Origin of the sequence: Streptomyces sp. NPDC059169, from assembly GCF_042755225.1 — a bacterium.
Classification (GTDB): domain Bacteria; phylum Actinomycetota; class Actinomycetes; order Streptomycetales; family Streptomycetaceae; genus Streptomyces.
Genome location: NZ_JBHZCF010000007.1, coordinates 348,257 through 370,828 on the forward strand (window position 1 = coordinate 348,257; position 22,572 = coordinate 370,828).

The following is a 22,572-nucleotide window of genomic DNA, read 5'->3' on the forward strand; positions in this document are numbered from 1 at the left end:
CGGCTTGGGCCACTAACGGATTTTTTCAGTGGGGGAGGGCGTTCCCCTCCCGCGGGTTTGGCGCGTCCCTTCCCGGCCCCGTTCGGGCCACGCCACGCGCAGATCTGGGATGATCACAGCACATCGCGATCGGCGGGGCGCGATATTACCGATGGACGACAGTGAGTCATCCTCGGGCGCAGAATCTCTGGCATTTGCCCTGTTGGCCATCGACCTGTGCTCTGAACCCACCAGAAATGGGTGACTTAGTTTATGCAGGGCCAGCGGTAGGAGTCAGAGAACACCATGAAGCGGGCTGGCTGCCATGTGATCGAGGCGGCATCTCGGTATGGATTGCCACGGGGAAAGTGAGCCCTTTCCATCTCGGTTTGAGCAGGTCAGGTGCGGGGTGGGGACTCCTCGAACGACGTTGGTGATGCCGGTGGTGCTGCACCGCGGCTTCTGCAGGAGGCGTCAGGTCCCCGGGGGACATGGGGTCGCACCGCTCCGAGCAACCCTCACCGATCTCCCCCTGAAGACCATCCCCCTTCGTCGAGCGCCCTGAGGCTCGGCGCCACCGTCGCGCGCAGGACCACGGACCGGGTGCAGGTCACAGAATGGGCACCCCTTCTACGCACACCCTGCACACATGGCCCTGATCGGCACTACGGTCGCTGCACCGGAACATCTGGGGGACGAGATGGCCAACCCGTACACCACTCCCATACCGCCTTCACCACGCTCGCCCGACCCCCGTCCGCTCCACAAGCGCGTACTCGTGTGGGTCGGCGGCACGGCACTGTTGATCACAGGCGTGCTCATCGGCTCCGCAGGGAACGACGGGCAACAGCCGCTCGGGACCGAGGTCAGACCCGCGCCGACCATCACCGCGACCGTCACGGCCACGCCCGAGCCCGGCCCGACCGTCACTGAGACCGTCAAGGACGAGGCGAAGCCCGGCCCTACGGTCACCGTTACCAAGACCGCCACGGTGGAAGCTGCCGACAGCGGCAGCGGGAGCAGCAGTGACCAGGACAGCACCGGCACGTGCTCGATCGTCTCCAACGCGGGAAACTGCTACTCGGCAGGACAGTTCTGCCGGAACAGGGACCACGGCGCCGTCACCACCACTGCAGGCGGCACGAAGATCAAGTGCACCTACAGCTCGAACGCATGGCGGTGGACCCGCATCTGACCGGCAGGGGCCGACAGCCATCGGACCGCCATCGACGCGCTGCTGCCTGCAGCACGCTCGCCCCGGCACCGCCAACATGCCTTCGAGGGTTCGCACCCCGTCCGGCGGAGGTCGCACCCATCCTGACCTGCGGCGGACGAAATCGCGGTTCCCCTATGGGTAGCAACGGCGCTGCCAGGCCCGTTCAACTGCGGGATCGTCCCGCCGTGCGGGTGGCGGAGAATACGCGACCACGGGCCACACCGGGGTCCTCAACGGCGATCAGTGGCTCGGCAAGAACAAGAACGGGCGAACGGTCGCGCACGTAGCGGTCGAAACGACCGTGCCGGCCGCTGCCTAGTGACCCGGGCCGCCCACCTGACGAAGGCAGAGAACATGACCACGCAGACCCACCTTGTCGACCACGAACTCATCCAGGCCGCGGCGCACGTCGCTCGCACCCGCTGCCAGGGCGACAACCACACAGCACGGTGCCATCGTCCTGTGTGGCGGCGGAGAAGGCGTCAATGCCGCCGTCGCCGATGGAGCCCGTTCGGGAGGTGGGCTGGTGATCGGCATCCGCCCGGACACGGACCGGGCAGCAGCCCCTCACATGTTGTCCGCCGTGGTCTTCACCGGCATGGGCGAGGCCAGGAATGCACTGCTCGTTGCCAGCGCCGACGCGGTGATCTCCGTCGGCGGTTCCTGGGGCACCCTCAGCGAAATCGCACTCGCTGAGCGGCGCGGAGAGATTCCCGTGGTCTGCCTTGCCGGGTGGCAGGTCACTGACCAGACGGGGAGCCCCGTCCTGGGCCCCGTTCTTGCCGCGACACCAGAAGCCGTCGCGATGGTGGTCGCCGGCCGGTCCCGGTAGACGACATTCGCTGTTGCCTTCTGGTGCGGGCCTTCAGTCTGGGGCTGCTGTCTGGAACGGGCCTTTCGTCGTGTGCTGCGGTCGGCGAGGCGCGGGGGTGTTCGGTCCTAGCGGGTGAGCGTGGTCTCGGAGTCGAGGTGGGTGAGCTTTTCGGGGTTGCGGACGAAGTAGAGGCCGGTGATGCGGGTGTTCTCGACGCGGACGGCCATGACGCCGTCGAGTGCGCCGTCCACGTAGGCGGCGAGCGCGGGGTTGCCGTTGACGACGGTGGGTTCCCAAGCGACGGTGGCCTGGAGCTTGGTGGTGCCGGCGAGGTAGAAGCGGACGATCTTCTCGGCGCCGACGATCGGGTGCAGGGCCGCCTTCTTGAGGCCGCCGCCGTCGCTGAGCAGTACGACGTCGGGGGCGAGGACGTCGAGCAGGTCCTGTGGGTTGCCGGTCTCGATGGCGCGCCGGAACGACTCCAAGGCTGCCTGGGCCTCGCCGAGCGACGCCGTGGCGCGGGGGCGGCGGGCTCCGACGTGCTTGCGGGCGCGGTGCGCGATCTGGCGGACCGCGGCGGGGCTTTTGTCGACGGCCTCCGCGATCTCGTCATAGCCGACCTCGAAGACCTCGCGCAGCACGAACACGGCCCGCTCGGTCGGAGCGAGGCTTTCCAGGACGAGCATCATCGCCATCGACATGCTCTCGGCGAGTTCGACGTCCTCGGCCACGTCCGATGTGGTGATCAGCGGCTCGGGCAGCCACTGGCCGACGTAGGCCTCGCGGCGTCGCTTCACGGTGCGCAGCCGGTTGAGCGCCTGCCGCGTCGTGATCCGCACCAGGTACGCCCGCTGGTCGCTCACCCGCCCGAGGTCTACGGTGGCCCAGCGCAGCCAGGTCTCCTGAAGTACGTCCTCGGCGTCGGCCGCCGAGCCGAGCATCTCGTAGGCGACGGTGAACAGCAGGTTCCGGTGGGCGATGAACGCCTCCGTTGCCAGGTCGGTGGTGTCGTCGGTCATCTCGGGGCCTCACTTCTGGCATGGACGGCAGGACGGCTCAGCCAAGGGCGGCTTCTCCGCTTCCGACCGGGCGGGTCGCTGTCTCGTTGTTCGATTCCGGCGTGTCGGTCAGGCGCTGCCTTCGCGTGGGGAGGCCGAAGGTGGGGTGGGAGGTGGTCCACAGCGACATGCCGAGGATGCCGGCCTTGATCCGCGCGGCTTTCCGGCCGCCCAGGTACTTCGGCTTCGCCTGGGCGTCATGGCCGACCATCTGCAGGATGCCGTCGCGCCGCCCGAGGCTGATGTGGTTGCCCACGTACTCCAGCCCGGTCTGCTTGACCTTGCCGCCGGTCAGCCGGGCCACGATCGCGGCCGTCGCCTGTCGTCCGGTGTAGCCGGCCGAGGCGCAGGACATCGGCAGGGGAAGGCCGTTGTCGCCGAGGGTGTGGGCGCTGTCGCCGACGGCGTACACGTTCGGGTGTGACACCGAGCGCATGGTGCGGTCGACGACGATCCGGCCGCCGTCGGTGACCTCAAGGCCGGCGCCGGCGGCGATCGGGGCGACCGCGAACCCGGCCGTCCACACGGTCGCGTCGGACGGCAGGGCGGTGCCGTCCGCGCAGAGCACCCGCTTCGCTTCGACGCTTTCCACGGCGGCGTGCTCCAGGACGGTGATGCCGAACCGGTCGCAGGCCCGACGCAGGTGGTCGCGGGCCCCTGCGGAGAGCGGAGTGGCCAATGCGCCCCGGGCGATCAGCGTCACCGACAAGCCGGGGCGGGACTCGGCGACCTCGGCGGCGGTCTCGATCCCGGTCAGCCCGTCGCCGACGACCACCACCTTCCCGCCCTCGCTCCGCGCCTCCAGACCGTCCAGGCAGTCACGCAGCCGCAGCGCGGAGGGCCGGACTGCGACGTCGAAGGCGTGCTCGGCGACACCGGGGACGCCGTGGTCGGCGCCGTGACTGCCCAGCGCGTAGACGAGCGTGTCGTAGCCGACCTCACCGCTACCGTCGGTGCCGGCCACGACGACGACCCGGCGCTCGGGTTCGATGCCGGTGACCCGGGCCAGCCGCAGCCGGATCCCGGTTCCCGCGAAGACGTCGGCGAGCCGTGGGGCCTCGATCTCCTGGCCGGCCGCGAGCTGGTGCAGCCGCAGCCGCTGCACGAAGTCCGGCTCGGCGTTCACCACGGTGATCTCGGCATCCGACGGTGCCAGCCGCCGCGCCAGGGTACCGGCGACGTAGGCCCCGGCGTAACCGGCGCCGAGGACGACGACGCGGTGCTTCGTGCCGTTCCTGTCAGGCATGGCTTTCTCCTCTGTCTCAAGGCGGTCGGACACAAGACACCGGACCATCGCCCCCTGTGACAGGAAGTGACCCGGATCACCTTCTGGAGGGACCTGGTGAGGGGCGGAGAAGCGAGGGCAAGCGCCTTCATCCCACCGACCGGGCCCGACCGGCTGACCTGTACTTTCCCGCTGCGTGGGGTGGATGGCTACGGGCTCCGGGGGCCGCATCCGACCGTTGTTGTCCGCTCTGCTGGGCACGGATGGGGCACGAGGTCGCGGCGCAACGGACCCTGCCAAGGCGAGTGCCACCCCAGGTGGGTCGGCGGGTCAGAGAGGGATGATGCGTACCTGGCTGCCGCAGAGTTTGGTCATGTCGTCGCTGTCGGACGTCAGCAAAGCGACCGGTTTCGTCTGGCGGAGCGCGACCTCGGCGACCGTGGCGTCGATGGCGTACTTGTGCCCGTGCAGTCCGGCGCCTTTGAGGAGCTCCGCTGCCGCTTTCGCCGCTTGTTCGGTGACCGGCTCCACCTTGATCCGGGACAGGGCCCAGTTCAGGCGAGGCATGTTGGTGCGGGAGTGACTGACTTCCACGATGGTGTTGGCCCCGATCACGAGGTCGGCTCCCATGTCGTGGAAGACCTGCAGTATCGCGAGGAGCTTGCGGTCTTGGGTGATCCAGGCGGAGAGCCCCTCGGAGTCCAGGACGACGGTTTCGACGCGCTCGCTCACGCGGCGTCCGCGCCCTTGGAGGAGCTGGCGTCGCCGAAGATCTTGGCGCGAGCCTCGGCGAGCTCTTCGTCGCTGAACTGCCCGTGTTCTTCCTCGTGGCGGCGGAGGTCGTCGCCCAGGAGTTGGTGTCGGATCTGGCGGGCTACGGCTTCCGCCACGTAGCCGGAGACGTTGTCGGTGAGCTTTCGGAGCTCCGCCACTTGGTCGCTGGGGAGCGTGACGGTGATGCGAGTCGTTGAAGACATAAGCCCAAGCATACTGGAGTATGCATATGCTGACTCGGGTCTTTGGTCCCCAGCCTTGACGCCGCGGCCGCATGCTCCGGGTGGAGACGTGGGGGCGGTCGCCCTCCGGCTGACCATAGCGGGGTGGGGCTCCGTTCCGGGCCGGGGCCGCTCGAGGGCAAGGGAAAGGCCCGGTCATCGACCGGGGCCTTCATCGAAGAGCGGGTGACGGGAATCGAACTCGCGCTCTGAGCTTGGGAATCACCCGGCAAGCGGGCAGCAAGTCGCCTCTGACCTGCGAGGGCGATGTACCGAGACTCCCGTGGGTTGGCCTCCTCCGCGCCCTTGGCCGCCGCCGCGCACCAGTCCTACTGGCACGTCGTGGTACGACGGAGGTCAGCCACGCCACTCGGCCAGGAGAAGTGTGGCGTCGTCGGAGGTGGCGTCGCCGCGGGCCCGCCTGAGCGTGTGGGACAGGTCGCGTGCCACCGCGCGAACTCCTTGTTCGGCCGGATCCAGCTGCTGGATCCAGGCGACCAACTGGTCCTCTCCGAACTGTTCCCGGCCACTCTCGTGCTCCTCCACCAGGCCGTCGGTGAAGCAGAGAACGCGATCCCCCTGAAGGAGTGTCACTTCGCTGACCTGAGGCTGCGCTCCTCCGAAGCCGACGGGCAGGGTAGTGGGGCTGTCCAGGCGGCCCACCACGCGGTGCCCGCGGATCAGCATGGGCGCGGGGTGCCCGGCGTTGACCCACTGGAGGCGACCCGTGTCCGTGTCCAGACGCATCATCTGTGCGGTGACGAAGTGGTCGGGGGCGAACTGCTCGGACACCGCACGGTCCATGAAGAGGTAGATCTCGGAGAGCTCGACGCTGATCCGACGGGCATGCCGGTAGGCGCCGATGGCAACGGTGGCCATGGTGGCCGCGTTCAGGCCGTGGCCCATGGCATCGATCATGCAGAGGTGGAGCGCGTCTCCGTTCAGGGCGTAGTCGAAGCTGTCGCCGGCCACGTCGTAGGCGGGCTCCAGAACTCCGGCGATGGCGACGCGGGGCATGGTCATGGCCAGTGGCGGTAGGAGAGACCACTGGATCTCGGCGGCTACACTCATCGGCTCCCGGCGTCGGGTGCGGAAGAAGAGGTCGGTGTAGCCGTTCTTGGACTGCAGCAACTGGGAGGTCAGGCCCGCGATCCTGCGCAGGAGGCGGCGGTCGTCGTCGTCGACGGCGTCCAGGGTGACGGCGAGGACCCCGGCCTGCTCCCCTCCGTCCAGGAGAGGGACATGGACACGCACTCCGCCGGCCGGCACGTCCTCCTCGACCCGGCACAAGGTCAGGAAACACCGGCCTGCCGCTGAACGATCGATGGAGTGAGGTCCGCCGCCCGTCAGACCTTCGCCGACCAGGGGTACCAGCTTCTGCTGACCGTAGTCCTGGAGAAGGATCTGCGGGTCACGGCCCCCCAGACGGGCCACGGTGCCGGCGACGACGGACCCGACCTGGTGAGGCGGCAGCTCGTGCGCGCGGTCCAGGAACGTGCCGAGGAGCCCCTCGCCGAAGCTCTCCGTCCGATCCGGATCACCGGGCTGTCCCACGGTCATCCGTTGCCTCCAACCGGAAGGCGCGGGCGTCCCCCGTCGTTGCCGCGAGGGTCAGCCTCCGAGCCCCTGAGGCGGCAGGTACCGGCGTGGGCCCACCAGCGGTGTGTCCTCCAGGATCCTCCTCGGAGCAAGGCCACGCCACACAGCCGCCACCGTGCAGGGGGAGACCGGATGAAAGGTGACCAGGCCCTCGGTCATCAGGTGGCGGTCGTGGGCGGAGGCTGCCCCGGTGGGACCGGGTGGGCGGCCGTCCGCCCGGCGCCCGGGAGCGCGCGCGACCCGTCGGCGGTACCGCCGCCACCGGTGCGGGGCTCCCGTCCGTGGCATTCACGCCCCCCGCGGGTGTCGCTCGCGGCCGGTCAGGGCTCCTCGGCGTGCGGGCCGGTACCAGCGGTCGGTCGGCTCGTGGCCAGCCATGAGAGGGCGGGGCCGGCGGCGGCCTCCGTGTCGACGGTGAGGTGGAGCCGCGTGCCGCCGCCCGGCGCGGGGTAACTGCGCTGTTCCGTCCCGGCGAAACACCGGCGGATCACTTCGGCGACCGTGCGGGCGGCCTCGGGGGTGGCGGCGACGATACGGATCTCCGCGAGCCCTGCCTGAGGCAGAGGCTCGTTCTCGGCGGGGTGCAGAACGGGGCGCAAGACGGAGTGTTCCCTTCGGAGCGAGAAGAGAGGTTGCGGGTGGGGCGGCCGGGATGCCGGGGCGCCCACCCGCCGCCTTTCGGGCGGAGGAATGGTCCGGGGGTCAGGGTCGGGTGCCCGTGGGCGGCAGCCCGGCTGTTCGCCCGGCAGGCCTGGGACGGCTGCGTCCGGGTGGAGGACGGATGGAGGGGAAGGGGTCGCCGAAGTGATAGGCGGCGATGCGCGCGTCGTGCCGGGCGTCGTGTCGGTGAACCAGACGCATGCCGAGCGCGATCACGAGAGCGCCTACCGCGAGCATGATCAGGATCTCCATGTCGTCATCTCCGCACGTACCCCGGCAGGGGAGGCATCCGTACGCCGACGACGGGCTGCGCCACTGGGCCTCGGGCGGCCCCGCCGTCGGCCTCCCAGACCTCCTCGCTCCTTCGGTCCTCCCGCTCGCGGCGGGCGGTCGCGGCCTCGTCGGACAGCAGCACACCTGCGGTGAGGACGCTTCCGGGGGTTGCGGCGGCGGACATCAGGCGGGCTGCAGAGGCAGGTTGGCTCTCGGGCGGAATCACGAGCAGGTCGCATCGGATGGTCGTGTAGGACAACAGGACGATCTTGTCGGGGCCCAGCTCGGTGAACCAGTCCACGTGCACGGCGTGGCCGGTGACGGCGACCCTGCGCGGGATGGCGGGCCAGCGGCTCGGGTTCACCGCGATCCGGGTGATGCGGCCCCAGCGGGCTTCCAGGGCGTCGGCCAGCGACGGTAGTTCGGCCGCCAGGTCGCGGGAACGGGGCCACCATGCGCCGTCAAGCACGCTCGTGACCGATCGTGTCTTCGGGGTGAGCGACAACCGGCTCGCACGCCCCGGGGCGAGGGTGTGGCTCGCCGTCCTGCCGAGGGTGGTGGTCATGGCACGGACCTGCCCCCGGGCCGCCCGTCGGCAGCTCGGTTTTTCGTGTTCCCCGGAAATGACACCTGCACGGGTGCTGGTGTGCGAAGTACTCCCGGTTCTTCCAGCGTACGTCCGGGTGACTCGTCTTTGAGGCGACATCGGGGAAGGAGTTCCGTTTTTCCCGGACACCGGTGAGCTAGGGCTAGGAACGAGAGAGCCGGAGTTACCGTGAGGTGACGGCGCAGTCGTCCCGTCCGCGGCCCGTCACCCACGACGGCCACGTCAGGCTCCTTGAGAACGGACGGACCTCCCATGGTCGACTCAGACACCCCGCACTCGCCCCCGTTGCTCCTGCCGGACGCGATCCACGAGGCGGTGCGTCCCGGAACGGCCCTGCTCAGGCTGGAGACGACGCATTCACGGCGGGGCATCCTCGACGGGGCGTGGTGGCCGCGCACCCGAGACGTGGCGCGGGAGGTCCCCGCGCTCGTGTCTGCCCTGGCCGAGCATCTCGGGCCCATCACCCGCGTCGGCCTGGACGCCGTCGCGTGGAACGCCATCCCGACCCGACTGGTCGTCGACGACCGGGTCGTCCATCTCGATTCGTTCCCCGTTGGCGACGACACCGTACTGATCACCCGCGGCGACCAGGACCACTTCGCGCTGATGGTGGTGCCGCCGAACACGGAGCCTGATGCCGCGCGTACCGCCATGGCCCGCGCGGTCCAAGCCGACAATGTCACGCAGGCCGCCGAGATCCTCGTCGCCGCAGTGGCCGCACCGCCGAGCGAGACGGAGGAACGTCAATGATCCGACGGCGTAGCACCGCGTGACCTGCTCAGTCCCCGTTCCGACGGCGTGGTTCGGACGCTGCCCGGCGGTACTCGGCGTTGATGCGCAGTGCTTCCTCGAGCTGGTCCTCGAGGATGATGATGCGGCAGGCGGCCTCGACGGGAGTGCCCTGGTCGACGAGTTCCCGGGCGCGGGCGGCGATGCGCAGCTGGTAGCGGGAGTAGCGCCGGTGGCCGCCCTCGGAGCGGAGCGGAGTGATCAGCCGAGCCTCCCCGAGGGCACGGAGGAACCCGGGAGTCGTTCCCAGCATGTCGGCCGCCCGACCCATGGTGTACGCGGGGTAGTCGTCATCGTCGAGACGGCCGATCGAATCGTCTGCTGTCATTCTCGCCTCTCTGGGGGCGGGGCTGAGGAGTCTTGTGCTTTGGTGCCCTCAGACGTCGAGGATCCGAAGAGGTACCGCGAGCTGGTGGTGGTCCGGCACGGGGCCACGCGTCGGCAGGCCCTGCTGCCCTTGCCACGCCTGTTCAGGCTCGGGACCTCTCAGTCGGACCTGCCGGTGTGCGCGCCGGCGGTCCGACGCATCCACCGAGGGTAATGCTCCCATCCGCCGCGAGGGCCCGACCGGTGCGGCACCGGTCGGGCCCTTTCCTCCAGGCGCCGTTCGCCTTGTCCGCCGGTCAGCCCGCCGTGGACGTGCCGAGCAGGGCGGACGCCTGCTGGATCGGGCTGAGGGCGGTCGCAGGTTGAGCCTCCGGGCGGGTACGGCAGGTGAACCCGAGCCGGGTCATGGCTCGGATGACCTCGCCGCCGCTGAAATCGCGACGGTCCTGGCGCGTGATGACCGCGCCGACCTGCTTGACGGGATACTCACGGCGTCCGATGATCACGAAATCGCCGTTGATGGGTTCGGGTTTGACGCCCTTCATCGTTTCCAGGACACCGTTCTTCGTCAGTTCGAACGGGAAGCGGGCAATGACGCAGCGCATGGGACCTCACAAGGGAAAAGGGGGAACGGGCTCGGCCGGTACGAGTGAGCGCGGCGGGCTCAGGACATCCGGAGTGCGGCAGGGGCCGTCGCCGACCACGGCGGGGCGGCGGACCGGTCAGTGTGCATCGTGGACTCGGCCCCGGCCCTCGTGGTCACGGGCGGGGCTGAGAGCTCGTGGGGCACAGGTCGCGCAGCCGTACTCGGTCCGTGTAGGCGGAGCTGGCGCGGAAGCCGATGAGCTGGGCCTGGGTGACCATGCCCGTGCGCCGGCCGTCGTCGTCACGGACGATCAGGCGCCCGGTGCAGGCGCCACTCATGACCACCAGAGCCACCTCGACGGTCATGTCGGCCCAGACGTGGGGTTCCGTCTCGTCGAGGTGGGCTGCGGTCCTGTTGGTGTGCGTGGGGCGGGGCTGTGTCTGAATCAGTGTCACAAGCGACTCCTGCGGAGAGAGGGTGGGCGTCGACGTAGGGATGAAGGGTTCTAGGAGGGCCGGGCGGGGGACGGTGACCGCGGTGCGGTGCGGGGCGTCTCTGGTGAGCGGCCGGTCGCGCCAGGTTGGTGAGGCCGTGGCGCGCGGAGTGGGCGCCGGCTCCGCGATGCGGACGGGGGTGCGCGACGGGGGCCGTTCACCGGTGATGGGTGAACCCCTGCGGCTCACGTACGGTGATCTCCGTCGGTGCGGCGCGTCTGTCATCGGCGGGGACGTGCCGTAAGGGGTGCGCCGTCGTCGCGACGGCCCCGGCCGCCGGATCCACGGAATGCACGACGGGGTCGGACAGGCAGCGGCGAGCCAATCGGCCGATGGTGTGATCCGGGGTGGTGTAGAAAAGCATCCGCTGGCCCCCGGGAGCCACTTGGTCGAGAAACTCGGTGATCTGGGGCGTGAAGCCCATGTCGGTCATCTGGTCAGCATCGTCAAGGACGGTGATGGCGACCTGGTCCAGCCGGCAGTCGCCGCTGGCAACGAGGAGCCCGAGCCTGTCCGGAGTGGCGACGACGATCTCAGCGCCGCCGCGGAGGGCGTTCGTTTGCCTGCCGATGGGAATCCCGCCGACGATCGTGGTGAGCCGTAGCTCGACGGCGCGGGTGTAGGGCGTGAGCGCGCAGGTCACGCGGTGCGCGAGCCCGCGGGAGGGGACGAGAATCAGGGCGAGCGGCCGATGGGGCTCGGCTCGTGCCCCTGCCGTACGGGCCACGACGGCGAGGCCGAAGGCCAGCGTCTTGCCTGAGCCGATGGGGCCACGGCCCAGAACGTCACGGCCCGCGAGAGTGTTCGGCAGGGTCGCGCTCTGGATGGGGAAGGGCACGGTGACGCCTTCGGCGACGAGTGCGGCGAGCAACTTCTTCGGCATTGCGAGATCGACGAAGGCCCCGACGGAGGGGAGCGCGGGAGTGGCCGACGCGGGAAATGTGAACCCGCCCTGCCCCGAGGCGTCACCGACGTCGCGGGTAGTTGGGAAATGATCGGCCATGTGCATGCTTTTCATGTGGAACCTTCCTCGATACGCTGCACATCAAAGGAAATCTCCGCAGCGAACGAGCAGCTTGAAGATCTTCGGGATGTCCTCGAATGGCGTATGAAAGCCGGCCTGACGGACTGCATGACTGCCGATCGCGATCGGTGAAAAAGAATCCGAGTCGAATACGTGATAGCCAGGGCGTCCACTGCGTAGGCGCGGATACCGATCCGGTGGAGCCTTCCACACTGTTGCTGCGGAAAACAGATGCAGCTGGGGCCCACACCCCGAAGGATGCGGGCCCCAGCTACGTCTTGCGCGCCGGCGTCAGGCAGGAACGATGTTCTCGGCCGTCGGACCCTTCTGGCCCTGCGCGATGTCGAAGTTCACCTTCTGGCCCTCTTGCAGCTCACGGAAGCCCTGGGCGGCGATGTTCGAGTAGTGGGCGAACACGTCGGGCCCGCCGCCGTCCTGCTCGATGAAGCCGAAGCCCTTTTCTGCGTTGAACCACTTCACGGTGCCAGTGGACATGTCATATCTCCTTTGGGGATCGTCGGCATCCACACTGCGCGTATGCCGTGTCGCTGCGATGATTACCCCGCCGGAGAAACCGGAGGTGAAAAAGAACTCTCAGTCACCCTTGGGGTGACTGTATGCACTTGGATTTTCGGGAACCACGACTGCAACTGAAACCGAGACTAGCACGTCGCTACGTCCGATGCTGATGAAATTACTCCGCTTCTTTCTGTGTGGCGAAAAATCTTACCGCGCGGCCCCTCAAATTCTCATCTCGCCGTCGCAGATAATGATCAGCCATACGTGCCTCCCGGGGGCGTTCGTCAGCGCTGGAGACAGACGTGGATGGTCCGCACCGCCCGACGTCAGGAGACTGTTGCCCTGCGTGTGACGGACCGCGGGTCGACCGGATGTGCAGTCGCCCCGGAGAGCGGGACGCGTTCTCGCAGGGCTGCGGGGAAGCTTGACGGCCGGTGGCTGCCGTTGACGACGTGGGAGCCAGCCTGACGCCCCGTTACGGAACGTATGGCACGCGAGCGTCGAGGGATTCAGGGAAAGAACAAAGCCCCGGGCTGATGGCCTGGGGCTTCTGTCTGGAGCGGGTGACGGGAATCGAACCCGCGCTCTGAGCTTGGGAAGCTCATGTTCTACCATTAAACTACACCCGCGTAGCGGTCCTGTTGATCGGTACCGCATCGTCGCACACTGTACCCCATCGAAGCCCCTCGGTGTTATCGAGCACGGGGCTTCCGTGCTGTTCGGTCCGGTTCGGGCGTCCCGGGACCTCTCGTGTGGCTTCTCGCGACTTTTCCCCCGTGGCTCTCCGCGTCCACCTTCCGCGGCTCCTCCTGCGCCTTCTCCGCGATTCCTCGCCCGCGCCTCCGGGGTCGCCCCCGGCCGTCGGGGCTCGGCTGCGAAGTGGTCCGGTCCGGGCGTACCGTTGGGGCGGAGCGCCGCGTGGAATGGTGTCCTGTTCATCCCCTAATGTGGCTATCTCGTCCACGCTTGCTGGGGAAGGGACTTGATGGACCCGATGGACTCAATGGACTCCGTGAACCGCGCCGAGACCCTGGAGCGCACCGTCGTCCGCTGTGCTGAGGGGCATGTCTTCACCGCCTCGTCGTTCCCGATGCAGCAGCTCGGCCCGGACCGGATCGGCCCCGGCCGGCTCATGCGCTGCCCCCGCTGCGCACGGCTGCGCCATGCCGTTCCGGTGGAGTTGCAGCGGCGCTGAGGGAGGCCCGGCGGGCAGGCCGGGGTACGGAGCGGTGGCGCGCGGGAGGCCGTCCGATTGGGGCGGGCCCGCGCGCTCTGCGTATCCTCGGGGCGTGCTTCTCTCAGACAAGGACATCCGGGCCGAGATCGACGCGGGGCGGGTGCGTATCGACCCGTACGACGAATCGATGGTGCAGCCCTCGAGCATCGACGTGCGGCTCGACCGCTACTTCCGGGTGTTCGAGAACCACCGCTATCCGCACATCGACCCCGCGGTCGAGCAGGCGGACCTGACGCGGTTGGTCGAGCCCGACGGGGACGAGGCGTTCATCCTGCACCCGGGCGAGTTCGTGCTGGCGTCCACGTACGAGGTCATCGCACTGCCCGACGACATCGCGTCCCGGCTGGAGGGCAAGAGTTCCCTCGGCCGTCTCGGCCTGGTCACGCATTCGACCGCCGGCTTCATCGACCCCGGCTTCTCCGGGCACGTCACGCTGGAGTTGTCGAACCTCGCCACGCTGCCGATCAAGTTGTGGCCGGGGATGAAGATCGGGCAGCTGTGCATGTTCCGGCTGAGCTCGCCGGCGGAGCACGGTTACGGGTCCGAGAAGTACGGGTCCCGCTACCAGGGGCAGCGGGGGCCGACGGCCTCCCGGTCGTTCATGAACTTCCACCGGACGCAGGTGTGAGGGCCGGTACGCCATGACGGGGATACGGGAGAACCTGACGTACGAGGGCTTCGGTCGCGCCGTGCGGGAGCTCGCGCAGACGATCGCCGACGACGGCTACGAGCCGGACGTCGTCCTGTCGATCGCGCGAGGCGGTGTGTTCGTGGCGGGCGGGTTGGCGTACGCCTCGGCTGCAAGAACATCCATCTGGTGAACGTCGAGTACATCGGACTCGCTGCCTAGCATGCAGTGTCTTACTTTGCCGTTCGGTCACGCGGCGAGGGAGAGGCCGCGGCGGGCAAGGTGGCTGAAGCGGGCGCGGTCGAGCGGGTGGCCGTTCCACCAGGTGTCGAGGCGGATGACGTTGAGTGCAACGGCGGAGAAGACGTGCTCCAGGTGGGTCTTTCCGGCCTCGGTTACGGTGCGGTGGTAGTTCTGCACCCACATCGTGCGCAGGACCTGCACCGCCGGGAGCTCGCGCAGCCAGGCCGGGGCATCAGGGGCATGCACCGCCTCCAGCAGCGCGAACCCGTCCCGGTCGTAGACCAGGGCCATCTCCTCGCGCTTGCGCGTGGAAGCCGGCGGATGCCAGGAGTGAGTCCGCGGGCCGTAGCGTTCAGCCCATTCCCGAACGGGCACCGCCCCGGCCAGCCAGTCCGGGGCCACACAGGCCAACGCCTCCAGCGCGGCCCGCAGCGTCTCCCCGGCCAGCTCCAGCCTGTTCAGATCGCGTACCGCCGCCAGGCTGGTCGAGCACGGGATGGAGGAGAAGGTGCTCGATCTGCTGCTGACCGGGCTCAAGGACCCTCATCTCCGTCGCGCGGCTTTCCCCCGGTCGGGTCCGCCGTGAGGAACTCGAGCGTTGGTGGGACATGCTTCACGAGCGTGATCCATACAGTGTGGAAGGCCATATGGAGGTGCTTCACTACTACTCCTCTCGCTGGCACGGCACACACGGCCTGATGTACGACTTCGCCTACGACGCCGCAGGAGTGGCGCCTTCCGGCTCCGCGCTTCCGGTTCTCGTGCAGTACGCCCGAGCCGAGGAGTACCGCTGCATCCTGGACGAGGTGCGACGGGAGGGGAGCGCCGTCGCGGGGATCGGCCAGCACTGGGACAACGACGGCGCGGTCTGAGCCGTGAGGCGCACCTGGCAGCAGTGGATCGGCACACGGCAGGACGACCATGTGCCCCCCGCGGAGGTGAGGGACCTCAACTACCCCACTCACGCGGCGTGCTGTGCCGGCCTGCTGGAGATCGCGGCCTACCTCTTCCGGCTGCTCGGTCCCCGGGCCACCGGTACGCCCTGGTCCTACACCGGTGATCCCGAGACGCAGTTCGTACGATGGAGCCGGGACACCTGGCGACACAGGTGACGCAGGGGCCAGAAGCCCGGCGCGGCGTCGTCGAAACCTGATCCGGTGCGCCCGCAACGCTGCCCCAGCCCTGACCCCTTTGTTCGGTTCCGGAACCGGTCGACCTGTGTTGGTCGCTGCGGATGCTGTGGATCAGGCAGCGGGTAGGTGGAGTAGGCCGCCGTCACTGCTCGCCACAGCAGGACGATCGGGTATGTGACCTTCTCCGCGCGGATCAAACCGGCACAGCTCGTTCACCGGTCGTTTCTCGTTCACGAAGAATGCCGTCGCCCTTTTCGGGGCCGATCGCCTGCTGCTCTTCGCGGACCTCCCTGGGTAGTGGCTTGGGCTTCTCGAGGTCGGTGCTGGGTCAGCTCACCGGACTCGCGCTCTCCCCGGTCCGCCGGTACCAGCGTCGCGGGGAAGGGGAATCGGAACTGCTACCGAGTTCCCTGGCGACGGCGGTGACCAAGGGGGAGGCCTCACCCACCGCGGCAGCCGTGGACAGAGGGACAGCCAGAAGCCGGAGGTCAGTCCGGCGAGCGAGGCGGGGCCGTCGTCGGTGGCTGTTCCGAACGCCTCAATCAGTCTGCTCAGAGACGGCCGGGCGGTTCCGTACGGGTGGGAGCGGGGGTGGGGATGGAGGGCGTCGATGCCGCCTGTGCTGCCGCGTGTTCCTCGGGGGTGATGATCTCGTTTGAGTCCGTGGGCTGGTCGAGATAGACGAAATCGGCGGCGCGTCGGCTGTCGGGTCCGCACGGGAGCACCACCGAGAAGTCCCCGGGAACCAACTGGCCGGTCGGGAGGGTGTAGTGGCCCGTGTACTTCGTGCCGGGTCGTATGACGAAGACTGTGGTCCGGCCACCCGGGTCCACCGTGACGGGCACGGCCTCAGTGTAGGTCGTGCCCTCGGACCACGACGTCTTGTAGGCGACGGATATGGCCCTCTTCACGGTCACGCTCAGGTCCACCCCGTCCAGCGGAGTCACCTTGGCCGTGGCCGATATCTCGTTGAGGATCGTCTCCGATGTCTCGTTCGATTCATTGAAGGTCCTCGAGAACGTCCTGGTCATGCTCTGCACGTGAGAGCTGGAATTTGTGAGGGTGGCCACCTCCACGGACGGCATCCATGTGTCCTCCGCCTCATCAGCCGTGAAAGTGCAGCCGGTGTATTCGACGCAGGCGTTCCATGCCTGGCTCTGCTTCCATCCGAACCCCAGCTTCAGGTACCGAACGGAGAAGTCCAGATTGACGTAGTTGCTGCGCTGGTTCACCCCGGACGACGGCCACCCGACCACCCTGGAGGCGGAGGATGCGTTGGAGCTGGACATGAACGTCGGCGCACAGTCCCCGTAGGGGACGTAGCTGTTGAAGTCCTTGAGGTAGGGGACCAGCTGGTACGAGGCGCTGTGGCCGCAGTAGGAGGCGGGGCTGGTGGACACCACACTCAGCTGGTGGCTCGACCTGGAGTCGTACAGGTCGATCAGCTTGTGGAGTCCCCGCGCTTTGATCGCGTCGGACAGGCCCGACAGGGTGCTGGCGCAGAACCAGTCGGAGACGTTGGGCGGCGCGTCGGCCCACTGCGCGCAGTGGCGGTTGGCGATGCCGGAGAACATGGCTGCCGGAGCCGAATCCGCAGCCTGTGGAATGGAGGCGGCCGTTGCGGGGACGGCTGTCACGACGCCCAGAGCCACAACCGGTGCCAGCACCGAGAGCGATCGAGTGAGCCAGGGGCGGCACGCCCTGTTCGACCTGTTCCGAGTACGCGAAATAGCATCCATGTGCATGTCAATAATCCTTCCGTCGTGATGGTCGCGGCCCGGGAGCATGGACCGAGACCGCCCAAGAAGTCGAATTCTGAGCAGAAGTTGCCGCGATGGCGCTTTCGGGGCACATCTCAGTCGATGGCCCGTCAGGGATATCCGATCTGGAACTCCTCTCTCACCGTTGCGACTTCAGTCAGGAACCCGGGCGACCCAACTCTGCTGTCTTTCAGTGGAGTTCGGTGGCAGGACCGTATACGCACTCCATGTTCATGTACTAGACATCAATCTGAATTTACGGCGGGATTGATGGAGAATTGAGGTTACTGGTTAGTTGTTTGACGATCTTGCAGGGTGAACGCTCCGCAAGGGTGTTGTCGAATTGGGTTCCGCCGCGTTCTGCTGGGGTGGCGGCTGGAGGTGAGTTTCCGCTTGCATCGGCACTGCCAACTTGCGCTGGCGGCCTGTGGGCTGGGGTGATTCAGGCCTTTCCGGAGCGGGTGCGGTGCGACAAAGGGCATCTCGGCGACTGTTCGGTTCACTCAGGACTCCTGGCAAGATGAACGACTGTCGCCGTGCCGAGGCAGGGCCGTCAGTCGGTGCAACCTCGATTCGTCAGGGGTCGTGAGTGCATGACCAGGGATTCGGTTCGCCCTTCTTGTTCCGCGTGTTCGCGAGCGGGGCCTTCGCGTGTCGCTGCGGCTGCGCCGGGGTTCCACGGCATCCGGTCGGCGAGGCGGGCGGGCAGGGGGTAGAGGCGGAAGCGCATGGTGTCCGGCTCGGCGTCGGCCAGGCCGTCGATGTCGTGCAGGGCCAGCAGCCGCACCCACGCGTCGAGGTCGGCTGCGAGGTTTCGCGGCGGGCATCCAGCCGCGATTCACTTCCCACGAGGCGGAGGGCAAGTTGTCCAGTCCCATGGCCTTGTTGGTGCGCACCCGGTTTTCCACGCCGGCGCGGGAGCGGTGCAGCACGTCCAGGAACTGGCTGTGTCCTGAGCCGGCGATGCCCCACATGTGACGGATGTTGGTGGCGGTGATGCCGTAGCGCCAGCCGGTCTTCTGCTCGAACGCGGTGAGTTTCCTCAGGTGCCGCCGGGTCGGTCTGACGCGACGCACGATCAGCCGTATGCCCTCGGGCCAGCCCTCGCGGGTGTTCAGCCCGGTCAGCTCCGCGACGAAGTAGCCTTCTTGGAGGCTGCCGTCCTGGTGCACAGAGGGCTCCCAGGCGGCCTCGGCCAGCTTCGCGATGGCCTGCTCGCCATCTTCGGTGATCTTCCAGCCGACGGTGTAGCGGACCGTGCGCCGCGTGGTGTTCAACGCTTCGAGGTGTTCCAGCAGCCCGTGGGTCGCCCCGGCACCGTCGGCCCTGACCAGGAACTTCGCGACTGACGAGCCGGGGATCTGCGTGAGAGCGTCGGTGAGCACGGCAAGGTGATCGGCGACGGTGTTCGCCCCAGCGTTCCCCGGCCGTGGCAGCATGGCCAGGGACTCGGTGGTGTTCGCGCACCACGCGGCCAGCGGATGAAACCCGAACGTCTTTTGAAGGTGACCGCAGCCCCGGACTTCTTCGACGCCGCGGTGATGACGGTGGCGTCGCGGTCGATGACGATCCAGCCGGTCAGCCGCTTGCCCGCCACCGTCAGCCAGGGAAAGCCGCCCGGCCGCAGATGCAGCAGACTCCACACGTGTCGGCGCACCCGCGCCCGCGCCTTCGCGATCCGCGCCAGGGTCGCCTCATCGAGGGCGGCCAGCGTGCGGCGGGCGGTGGAATCCGAGGCCGCGAACCCGAACAACGGCCGCTGATGTAACTGGAGTTGCTCCGCCTCCGTCAGGTTCTCGGCCCCGAGCACGATCGCGACCGACAGCTGAACCAGCACTGCTGCACGGTCCCGCCAGCCGGCCACCGTGCTGGACGGCAGCACCTTCCCCAGCGCTTGAACGCTTCCGGTCACGCCCGTCTGCCCGAGTACTGGCTTGCGTGATGCAAACGGTGCCATGAGGGGTCGTACGGGGCCGGAGAGGGATGTGATGGAGGCAGGAAGAGTAAAACGCGTGGCGCGCGAGGTGGAGGCGTTCGACCACCGGTTCGCGGCGCCGGATCCTCTTGCCTTTGACGTCGAGTTCTACACCGGCGTGGGGACGACCTTGGAGATGCCGGTGATGCTCGCGCCGGTCCCCAACGTCATCGACTTCTCGGACAAGAAGGTGCTCATCACCGATGACGTCGCCAATACCGGGAAGACGCTGAAGCTGGTCCACGACTTCTGCCTCGACCACGTCGCCGAAGTGCGCAGCGCGGTGATCTACGAGAAGTCGCACTCCGTGGTGAAGTGCGAGTACGTGTGGAAGCGCACCGACGAGTGGATCAACTTCCCGTGGAGCGCGGAACGGCCGGTCGTCCGGTGCAGCGGGCAGGTTCTGGACGCCTGAGCACCGGGGGCGCTCACGCCGCCCCGCAGCCCAGGCAGCGGGCAGGGAACGGACCGCCCACGAGGACCGGAGACGGCCACGACGCTCAACGCCTCCCGTGACCGTGCGGCGGGCCGCACCCGGCTACTGCGCGCGGTGCGCGGCCTTCGGCGACGGGGACCCGGACGGTCGGGTGGCCGCGCACGGAGCAGGGCGAAGGCCCCTGGGAACCGCCCGAGCGGCTGTGCCAGGGGCCTTCGCGACCTCGGGGAGTCGTGGGCGTCCTGCGTCGCTCAGATCGTGCCGAGCTTGATGATCGACAGCAGGGCGACCAGCTGGATGGCCGAGGCTCCGAGGGCCTTCGGCCACGGCAGGTCGTGCGACTTGCTCACCATCGACGTGAAGAGTGCGCCCGCCGCCAGCCAGGTGAGCCAACCCAGGATCTGGACCAGCGAGTTGTCGCCACTCAGGAAGATCGCGAAGAGCAGCCGGGGAGTGTCCGTCAGGGACATGATCAGCATGGAGAGGCCGACCGTGGGCTGCCAGCTGCCGTCACCCCCGAGCTGGCGGGCGAGGGTGTGGGTGACCGCACCGAGGATCAGACCGCCGATGACGAACGCCACACCGGTGATGAGCACGGAGCCGATGGCGGTCGCGAACGGGGCCTTGATCGCCTCGTCCCGGGTCTGGTCGAAGCCGAAGATCGCGAGGAGGCCGTAGAGGAACGTGACGATCAGGGCGGGGCCCCAGACGGGGTAGTCCCGCATCTGGAGGAACGTCGGGCCCGGGCGCATCACGATGCCGCTCAGCAGCTCCTTCCAGTGCAGCCGCGGGCCCGTGGGCACGGATGCGCTGCCCGCGCGGTAGGTGGAGCCGTCGCCGTACGGGTCCTCGCCGACGCTGAACGCCTGGGTGTGGCCCGGGTTGTTGGCGTACGGGTCGCCCGCCGCGTACGGTGCACCGCCGTGCTGGTGCTGGTACGGGTCGCCGAAGTACTCCGGCTCGCCGTGCGGCTGTTGCCCGCCGCCGGGTCCGGACCACTGCGGGGCTGCGCCCTGGCCGCCCCCGTACCGGCCGTACTGTCCGTACGGCGGCGGGGGTGCCTGCTGCGGTTGTTGTTGCGGGGTGCGGTTGTTGTCCCGGCCGCGTCCGATCCTGAATCCAGCCACGTCATCGAACGTACCTGGTCCCGCTGTGTCCGGTGTCCGGGGCCGGGGAACGGGGGGCCTTTGCTGCCGACCTGTGACATCCCCTAGGGGATCCCCGGGGGTGTTCGCAGGTCAGCCCAGGAAGACCGATGTGCTGAAGGTGACTTCGGGTTGCGAGCGGCCGTCCGGGTAGAGGGCGATCGCGTCCGCGCTCTCCCCGCGGTGGGTGCGCGTCACGATGTCCGGGCGCCCGTCGCCGTCGAAGTCGGCGTACTCCAGCACCTCAGTGACCGGTGTGGACCCTCCGGGCGGGAGCGGGGGCGCCGCCGGGGTGTCGACGGCCTCGAAGGTGTACGCGCCGCCGGGGCGCCGGGGGCCGTCCGGGCCGCCGAGCAACAGCTTTCCCCGGGCTCCGCTGCCGGGGGCGAGGGGGCGGGCGGAGCGGACGAGGTCGTCGCGGCCGTCCCCGTCGACGTCGGTTTCGGGTGCCGGCGCGGTGAGTACGGGGCCGCCGCCCTGGAACGGGGTGCCGGCGGCGCGCGGGGCGCCGGCACGGGTGAAGGGACCGCGCAGGAAGCTGATCCGTCCGCCGCTCGCGGTCACCGCGAGGTCTTCGCTGCCGTCGCCGTCGAAGTCGCCGCAGACGGGGTGGTCGGGCCACTCGTTGCCGTACCGCGCCCCTTCCGGGATCTGCAGGACCACGGCCCGGCCGGTGAGGCCCGCAGGGCTGCCGAAGAGCAGCTGGAGCGGGACGGGAGGGCGGCCGATTCCGTCGTACGGCGGGTCCGTGGCCACGACGAGATCACTGAACCCGTCGTCGTCGAGGTCGCAGGCTGCCGCGGAGTCGAAGGCGGAGGGGAGGGTGCCGCCGACCGCGGCGGCGTTCTCCCGGGCCGTGAGGAGCTGCCGCACGGCGGGGGTCAGCGAGCCCCCGGCCGTGCCGTAGACGACGCCGATGCCGGCGTCGTCGTCGTGGCGCGCGCCCGCCGCCTTGACCAGGTCGTCGAGGACCAGGTCGCGGTGGCCGTCACCGTTGAAGTCCGCCGGGACGTGGCTGCCGTCGCCGTGTGGCACGGGGAGGGCGCCCGCGGCGGCCGTGCCCGCGAGGGTGGTGGCGCGGCGGGTCTCCTGCGGGGGAACGGCGTCGGGCCGGCCGACGGGCCCGCACGCCGTGAGGAGCAGCACGCCGAGGCCGACGCAGGCACAGAGGCTTGCGGCGTTGCGCAGTCGAGGCACCACAGCACACCCGAGTACCACAGCAGTTCCCATCCCTGTCTCCGAAACCAAGCGCCTCATCATGCTCCTGCGCCTTGCGCCGGCCAATGGGTGGGCGGTCCGGAGCCGGAAGTCTGCCCTTTTGTGCAGGTCCGTGGCCGTGGGGGGCCGTGGTTGTGCGGGTCCGTGGCCGTGGGAGTCGGCTGTGAGGTTCGTGACCTCGGTGCGCCGGCGGGGCGCGTCCGTGCCCGCCTGCTGCGGGAGGGGGCGGGGAACCAGGGAAGGGCATGCATCGCGGGCCCCGGGGAGCCCCTGCCCGCCCCGGCTGCGGCCCCGGAGTGCGACCCGGGAACCACCCACCGGCCCCGGTGGGCAGAGCGCTCCGGGGACGTGGCCCGGGGCCAGGACCGTCCGGCCCCGGAGTCCCTCCCCTGAAGGCCGACGTGCCGGTGGCCGGGGGCTCCGGCGTCCCGGAGAACGAGGAAGCGGGGGGGGGCTCCCCCCCCACAAGGACCGCCGCTTCCCCCCTCCCCCCCGACCCCCCCCCACAACCTCCCAACAAGTTTTCGTTTCCTCCTTCCCCCCCCCCCCCCCTTCCCCCTCCCCTCCCCTCCCCCTCCCCCCCCCCACACCCCCCACCCCCCCCCCCCGGGCCCGCTCGGGGTCGGTGCGGA

The 22,572-nt window shown here is 68.9% G+C and carries 21 protein-coding genes, 1 tRNA gene and 5 pseudogenes; 9 read left to right on the forward strand and 18 right to left on the reverse strand.

From position 1 onward, the window contains the following. Nucleotides 1–679 precede the first annotated feature (679 nt). The 3 genes and pseudogenes from ACFXOM_RS16260 (at nucleotide 680) to ACFXOM_RS16270 (ending at nucleotide 2,027) form a co-directional block, all read left to right on the forward strand. The gene (locus tag ACFXOM_RS16260; RefSeq protein WP_384929096.1) at nucleotides 680–1,174 is read left to right on the forward strand and encodes a hypothetical protein; all 495 of its coding nucleotides are present in this window, start codon (nucleotides 680–682) and stop codon (nucleotides 1,172–1,174) included. 375 nt (nucleotides 1,175–1,549) lie between these two features. After that, nucleotides 1,550–1,639 (forward strand): annotated as a pseudogene (locus tag ACFXOM_RS16265) (cytidine deaminase); the annotation flags it as partial. 16 nt (nucleotides 1,640–1,655) lie between these two features. Then, nucleotides 1,656–2,027: a hypothetical protein gene (locus tag ACFXOM_RS16270; RefSeq protein WP_385038258.1), complete on the forward strand. Its 372-nt coding sequence runs from the start codon at nucleotides 1,656–1,658 to the stop codon at nucleotides 2,025–2,027. 107 nt (nucleotides 2,028–2,134) lie between these two features. On the opposite strand, the gene ACFXOM_RS16275 is transcribed toward ACFXOM_RS16270, so the two are convergent. The 7 genes from ACFXOM_RS16275 to ACFXOM_RS16305 all read right to left on the reverse strand — a co-directional run bounded on the left by ACFXOM_RS16275 (nucleotide 2,135) and on the right by ACFXOM_RS16305 (nucleotide 8,384). After that, a complete protein-coding gene (locus ACFXOM_RS16275) occupies nucleotides 2,135–3,028 on the reverse strand; it encodes an RNA polymerase sigma-70 factor (protein ID WP_385038237.1) in 894 nt (297 codons plus the stop codon). 37 nt (nucleotides 3,029–3,065) lie between these two features. Next, entirely contained in the window at nucleotides 3,066–4,313 is a 1,248-nt protein-coding gene (locus ACFXOM_RS16280; RefSeq protein ID WP_385038240.1) for an NAD(P)/FAD-dependent oxidoreductase, read from the reverse strand. 309 nt (nucleotides 4,314–4,622) lie between these two features. Continuing rightward, the gene (locus tag ACFXOM_RS16285; RefSeq protein WP_384929085.1) at nucleotides 4,623–5,024 is read right to left on the reverse strand and encodes a PIN domain-containing protein; all 402 of its coding nucleotides are present in this window, start codon (nucleotides 5,022–5,024) and stop codon (nucleotides 4,623–4,625) included. Further along, entirely contained in the window at nucleotides 5,021–5,269 is a 249-nt protein-coding gene (locus ACFXOM_RS16290) for a hypothetical protein (RefSeq protein WP_384929083.1), read from the reverse strand. The genes ACFXOM_RS16285 and ACFXOM_RS16290 overlap by 4 nt, the downstream gene beginning before the upstream one ends. A 375-nt stretch (nucleotides 5,270–5,644) precedes the next feature. Then, on the reverse strand, nucleotides 5,645–6,847 hold the full coding sequence (locus tag ACFXOM_RS16295) for a PP2C family protein-serine/threonine phosphatase (RefSeq protein WP_384929081.1): 1,203 nt from the start codon (nucleotides 6,845–6,847) through the stop codon (nucleotides 5,645–5,647). Between the two features lie 359 nt (nucleotides 6,848–7,206). Beyond that, complete coding sequence (locus tag ACFXOM_RS16300) at nucleotides 7,207–7,473, reverse strand: hypothetical protein (protein ID WP_384929665.1); 267 nt, start codon at nucleotides 7,471–7,473, stop codon at nucleotides 7,207–7,209. Nucleotides 7,474–7,802: 329 nt separating this feature from the next. Further along, a complete protein-coding gene (locus ACFXOM_RS16305) occupies nucleotides 7,803–8,384 on the reverse strand; it encodes a DUF5994 family protein (protein WP_385038243.1) in 582 nt (193 codons plus the stop codon). A 294-nt stretch (nucleotides 8,385–8,678) separates the two neighbouring features. On the opposite strand from ACFXOM_RS16305, the gene ACFXOM_RS16310 reads away from it, so the two are divergent. Then, nucleotides 8,679–9,176, forward strand: a complete 498-nt coding sequence (locus ACFXOM_RS16310; RefSeq protein ID WP_384929072.1) for a DUF5994 family protein — start codon at nucleotides 8,679–8,681, stop codon at nucleotides 9,174–9,176. Nucleotides 9,177–9,204: 28 nt separating this feature from the next. Here ACFXOM_RS16310 and ACFXOM_RS16315 read toward each other — a convergent pair whose 3' ends face one another. The 6 genes and pseudogenes from ACFXOM_RS16315 to ACFXOM_RS16340 form a co-directional block, all read right to left on the reverse strand. Further along, nucleotides 9,205–9,543 carry a MerR family transcriptional regulator gene (locus tag ACFXOM_RS16315; protein WP_384929069.1) on the reverse strand — a complete coding sequence of 113 codons (339 nt, stop codon included), beginning with the start codon at nucleotides 9,541–9,543 and terminating at the stop codon, nucleotides 9,205–9,207. 295 nt (nucleotides 9,544–9,838) lie between these two features. Next, on the reverse strand, nucleotides 9,839–10,147 hold the full coding sequence (locus tag ACFXOM_RS16320; protein ID WP_384929066.1) for an SCO5918 family protein: 309 nt from the start codon (nucleotides 10,145–10,147) through the stop codon (nucleotides 9,839–9,841). Nucleotides 10,148–10,301: 154 nt separating this feature from the next. Next, nucleotides 10,302–10,583: a CBS domain-containing protein gene (locus ACFXOM_RS16325; RefSeq protein ID WP_384929064.1), complete on the reverse strand. Its 282-nt coding sequence runs from the start codon at nucleotides 10,581–10,583 to the stop codon at nucleotides 10,302–10,304. A 223-nt stretch (nucleotides 10,584–10,806) separates the two neighbouring features. Then, nucleotides 10,807–11,631 (reverse strand): annotated as a pseudogene (locus ACFXOM_RS16330) (DEAD/DEAH box helicase); the annotation flags it as partial. Nucleotides 11,632–11,937: 306 nt separating this feature from the next. Next, entirely contained in the window at nucleotides 11,938–12,141 is a 204-nt protein-coding gene (locus ACFXOM_RS16335; protein ID WP_236242280.1) for a cold-shock protein, read from the reverse strand. A 579-nt stretch (nucleotides 12,142–12,720) separates the two neighbouring features. After that, nucleotides 12,721–12,794, reverse strand: a tRNA-Gly gene (locus tag ACFXOM_RS16340). 356 nt (nucleotides 12,795–13,150) lie between these two features. Here ACFXOM_RS16340 and ACFXOM_RS16345 point away from each other — a divergent pair. From ACFXOM_RS16345 to ACFXOM_RS16355, 3 genes and pseudogenes are all read left to right on the forward strand, one after another. Next, on the forward strand, nucleotides 13,151–13,360 hold the full coding sequence (locus ACFXOM_RS16345) for a hypothetical protein (protein ID WP_384929061.1): 210 nt from the start codon (nucleotides 13,151–13,153) through the stop codon (nucleotides 13,358–13,360). 94 nt (nucleotides 13,361–13,454) lie between these two features. Next, a complete protein-coding gene (dcd, locus tag ACFXOM_RS16350) occupies nucleotides 13,455–14,030 on the forward strand; it encodes a dCTP deaminase (protein WP_384929059.1) in 576 nt (191 codons plus the stop codon). A gap of 13 nt (nucleotides 14,031–14,043) precedes the next feature. After that, nucleotides 14,044–14,234, forward strand: a pseudogene (locus tag ACFXOM_RS16355) (phosphoribosyltransferase); the annotation flags it as partial. Nucleotides 14,235–14,279: 45 nt separating this feature from the next. Here ACFXOM_RS16355 and ACFXOM_RS16360 read toward each other — a convergent pair. Next, nucleotides 14,280–14,810, reverse strand: a complete 531-nt coding sequence (locus ACFXOM_RS16360) for a hypothetical protein (protein ID WP_384929056.1) — start codon at nucleotides 14,808–14,810, stop codon at nucleotides 14,280–14,282. Between the two features lie 2 nt (nucleotides 14,811–14,812). Here ACFXOM_RS16360 and ACFXOM_RS16365 point away from each other — a divergent pair. After that, nucleotides 14,813–15,385: pseudogene (locus tag ACFXOM_RS16365) on the forward strand (hypothetical protein); the annotation flags it as partial. A gap of 572 nt (nucleotides 15,386–15,957) precedes the next feature. Here ACFXOM_RS16365 and ACFXOM_RS16370 read toward each other — a convergent pair. Further along, a complete protein-coding gene (locus tag ACFXOM_RS16370; protein ID WP_384929054.1) occupies nucleotides 15,958–17,073 on the reverse strand; it encodes a hypothetical protein in 1,116 nt (371 codons plus the stop codon). Nucleotides 17,074–17,669: 596 nt separating this feature from the next. Then, on the reverse strand, nucleotides 17,670–18,809 hold the full coding sequence (locus ACFXOM_RS16375) for a transposase (protein ID WP_385038246.1): 1,140 nt from the start codon (nucleotides 18,807–18,809) through the stop codon (nucleotides 17,670–17,672). Nucleotides 18,810–19,238: 429 nt separating this feature from the next. Here ACFXOM_RS16375 and ACFXOM_RS16380 point away from each other — a divergent pair. Further along, nucleotides 19,239–19,556: pseudogene (locus ACFXOM_RS16380) on the forward strand (phosphoribosyltransferase); the annotation flags it as partial. Nucleotides 19,557–19,828: 272 nt separating this feature from the next. On the opposite strand, the gene ACFXOM_RS16385 reads toward ACFXOM_RS16380, so the two are convergent. Continuing rightward, a complete protein-coding gene (locus ACFXOM_RS16385; RefSeq protein WP_384929052.1) occupies nucleotides 19,829–20,704 on the reverse strand; it encodes a Yip1 family protein in 876 nt (291 codons plus the stop codon). A gap of 111 nt (nucleotides 20,705–20,815) precedes the next feature. Continuing rightward, nucleotides 20,816–21,952 carry an FG-GAP repeat domain-containing protein gene (locus ACFXOM_RS16390; protein ID WP_384929049.1) on the reverse strand — a complete coding sequence of 379 codons (1,137 nt, stop codon included), beginning with the start codon at nucleotides 21,950–21,952 and terminating at the stop codon, nucleotides 20,816–20,818. Nucleotides 21,953–22,572: the final 620 nt, after the last annotated feature.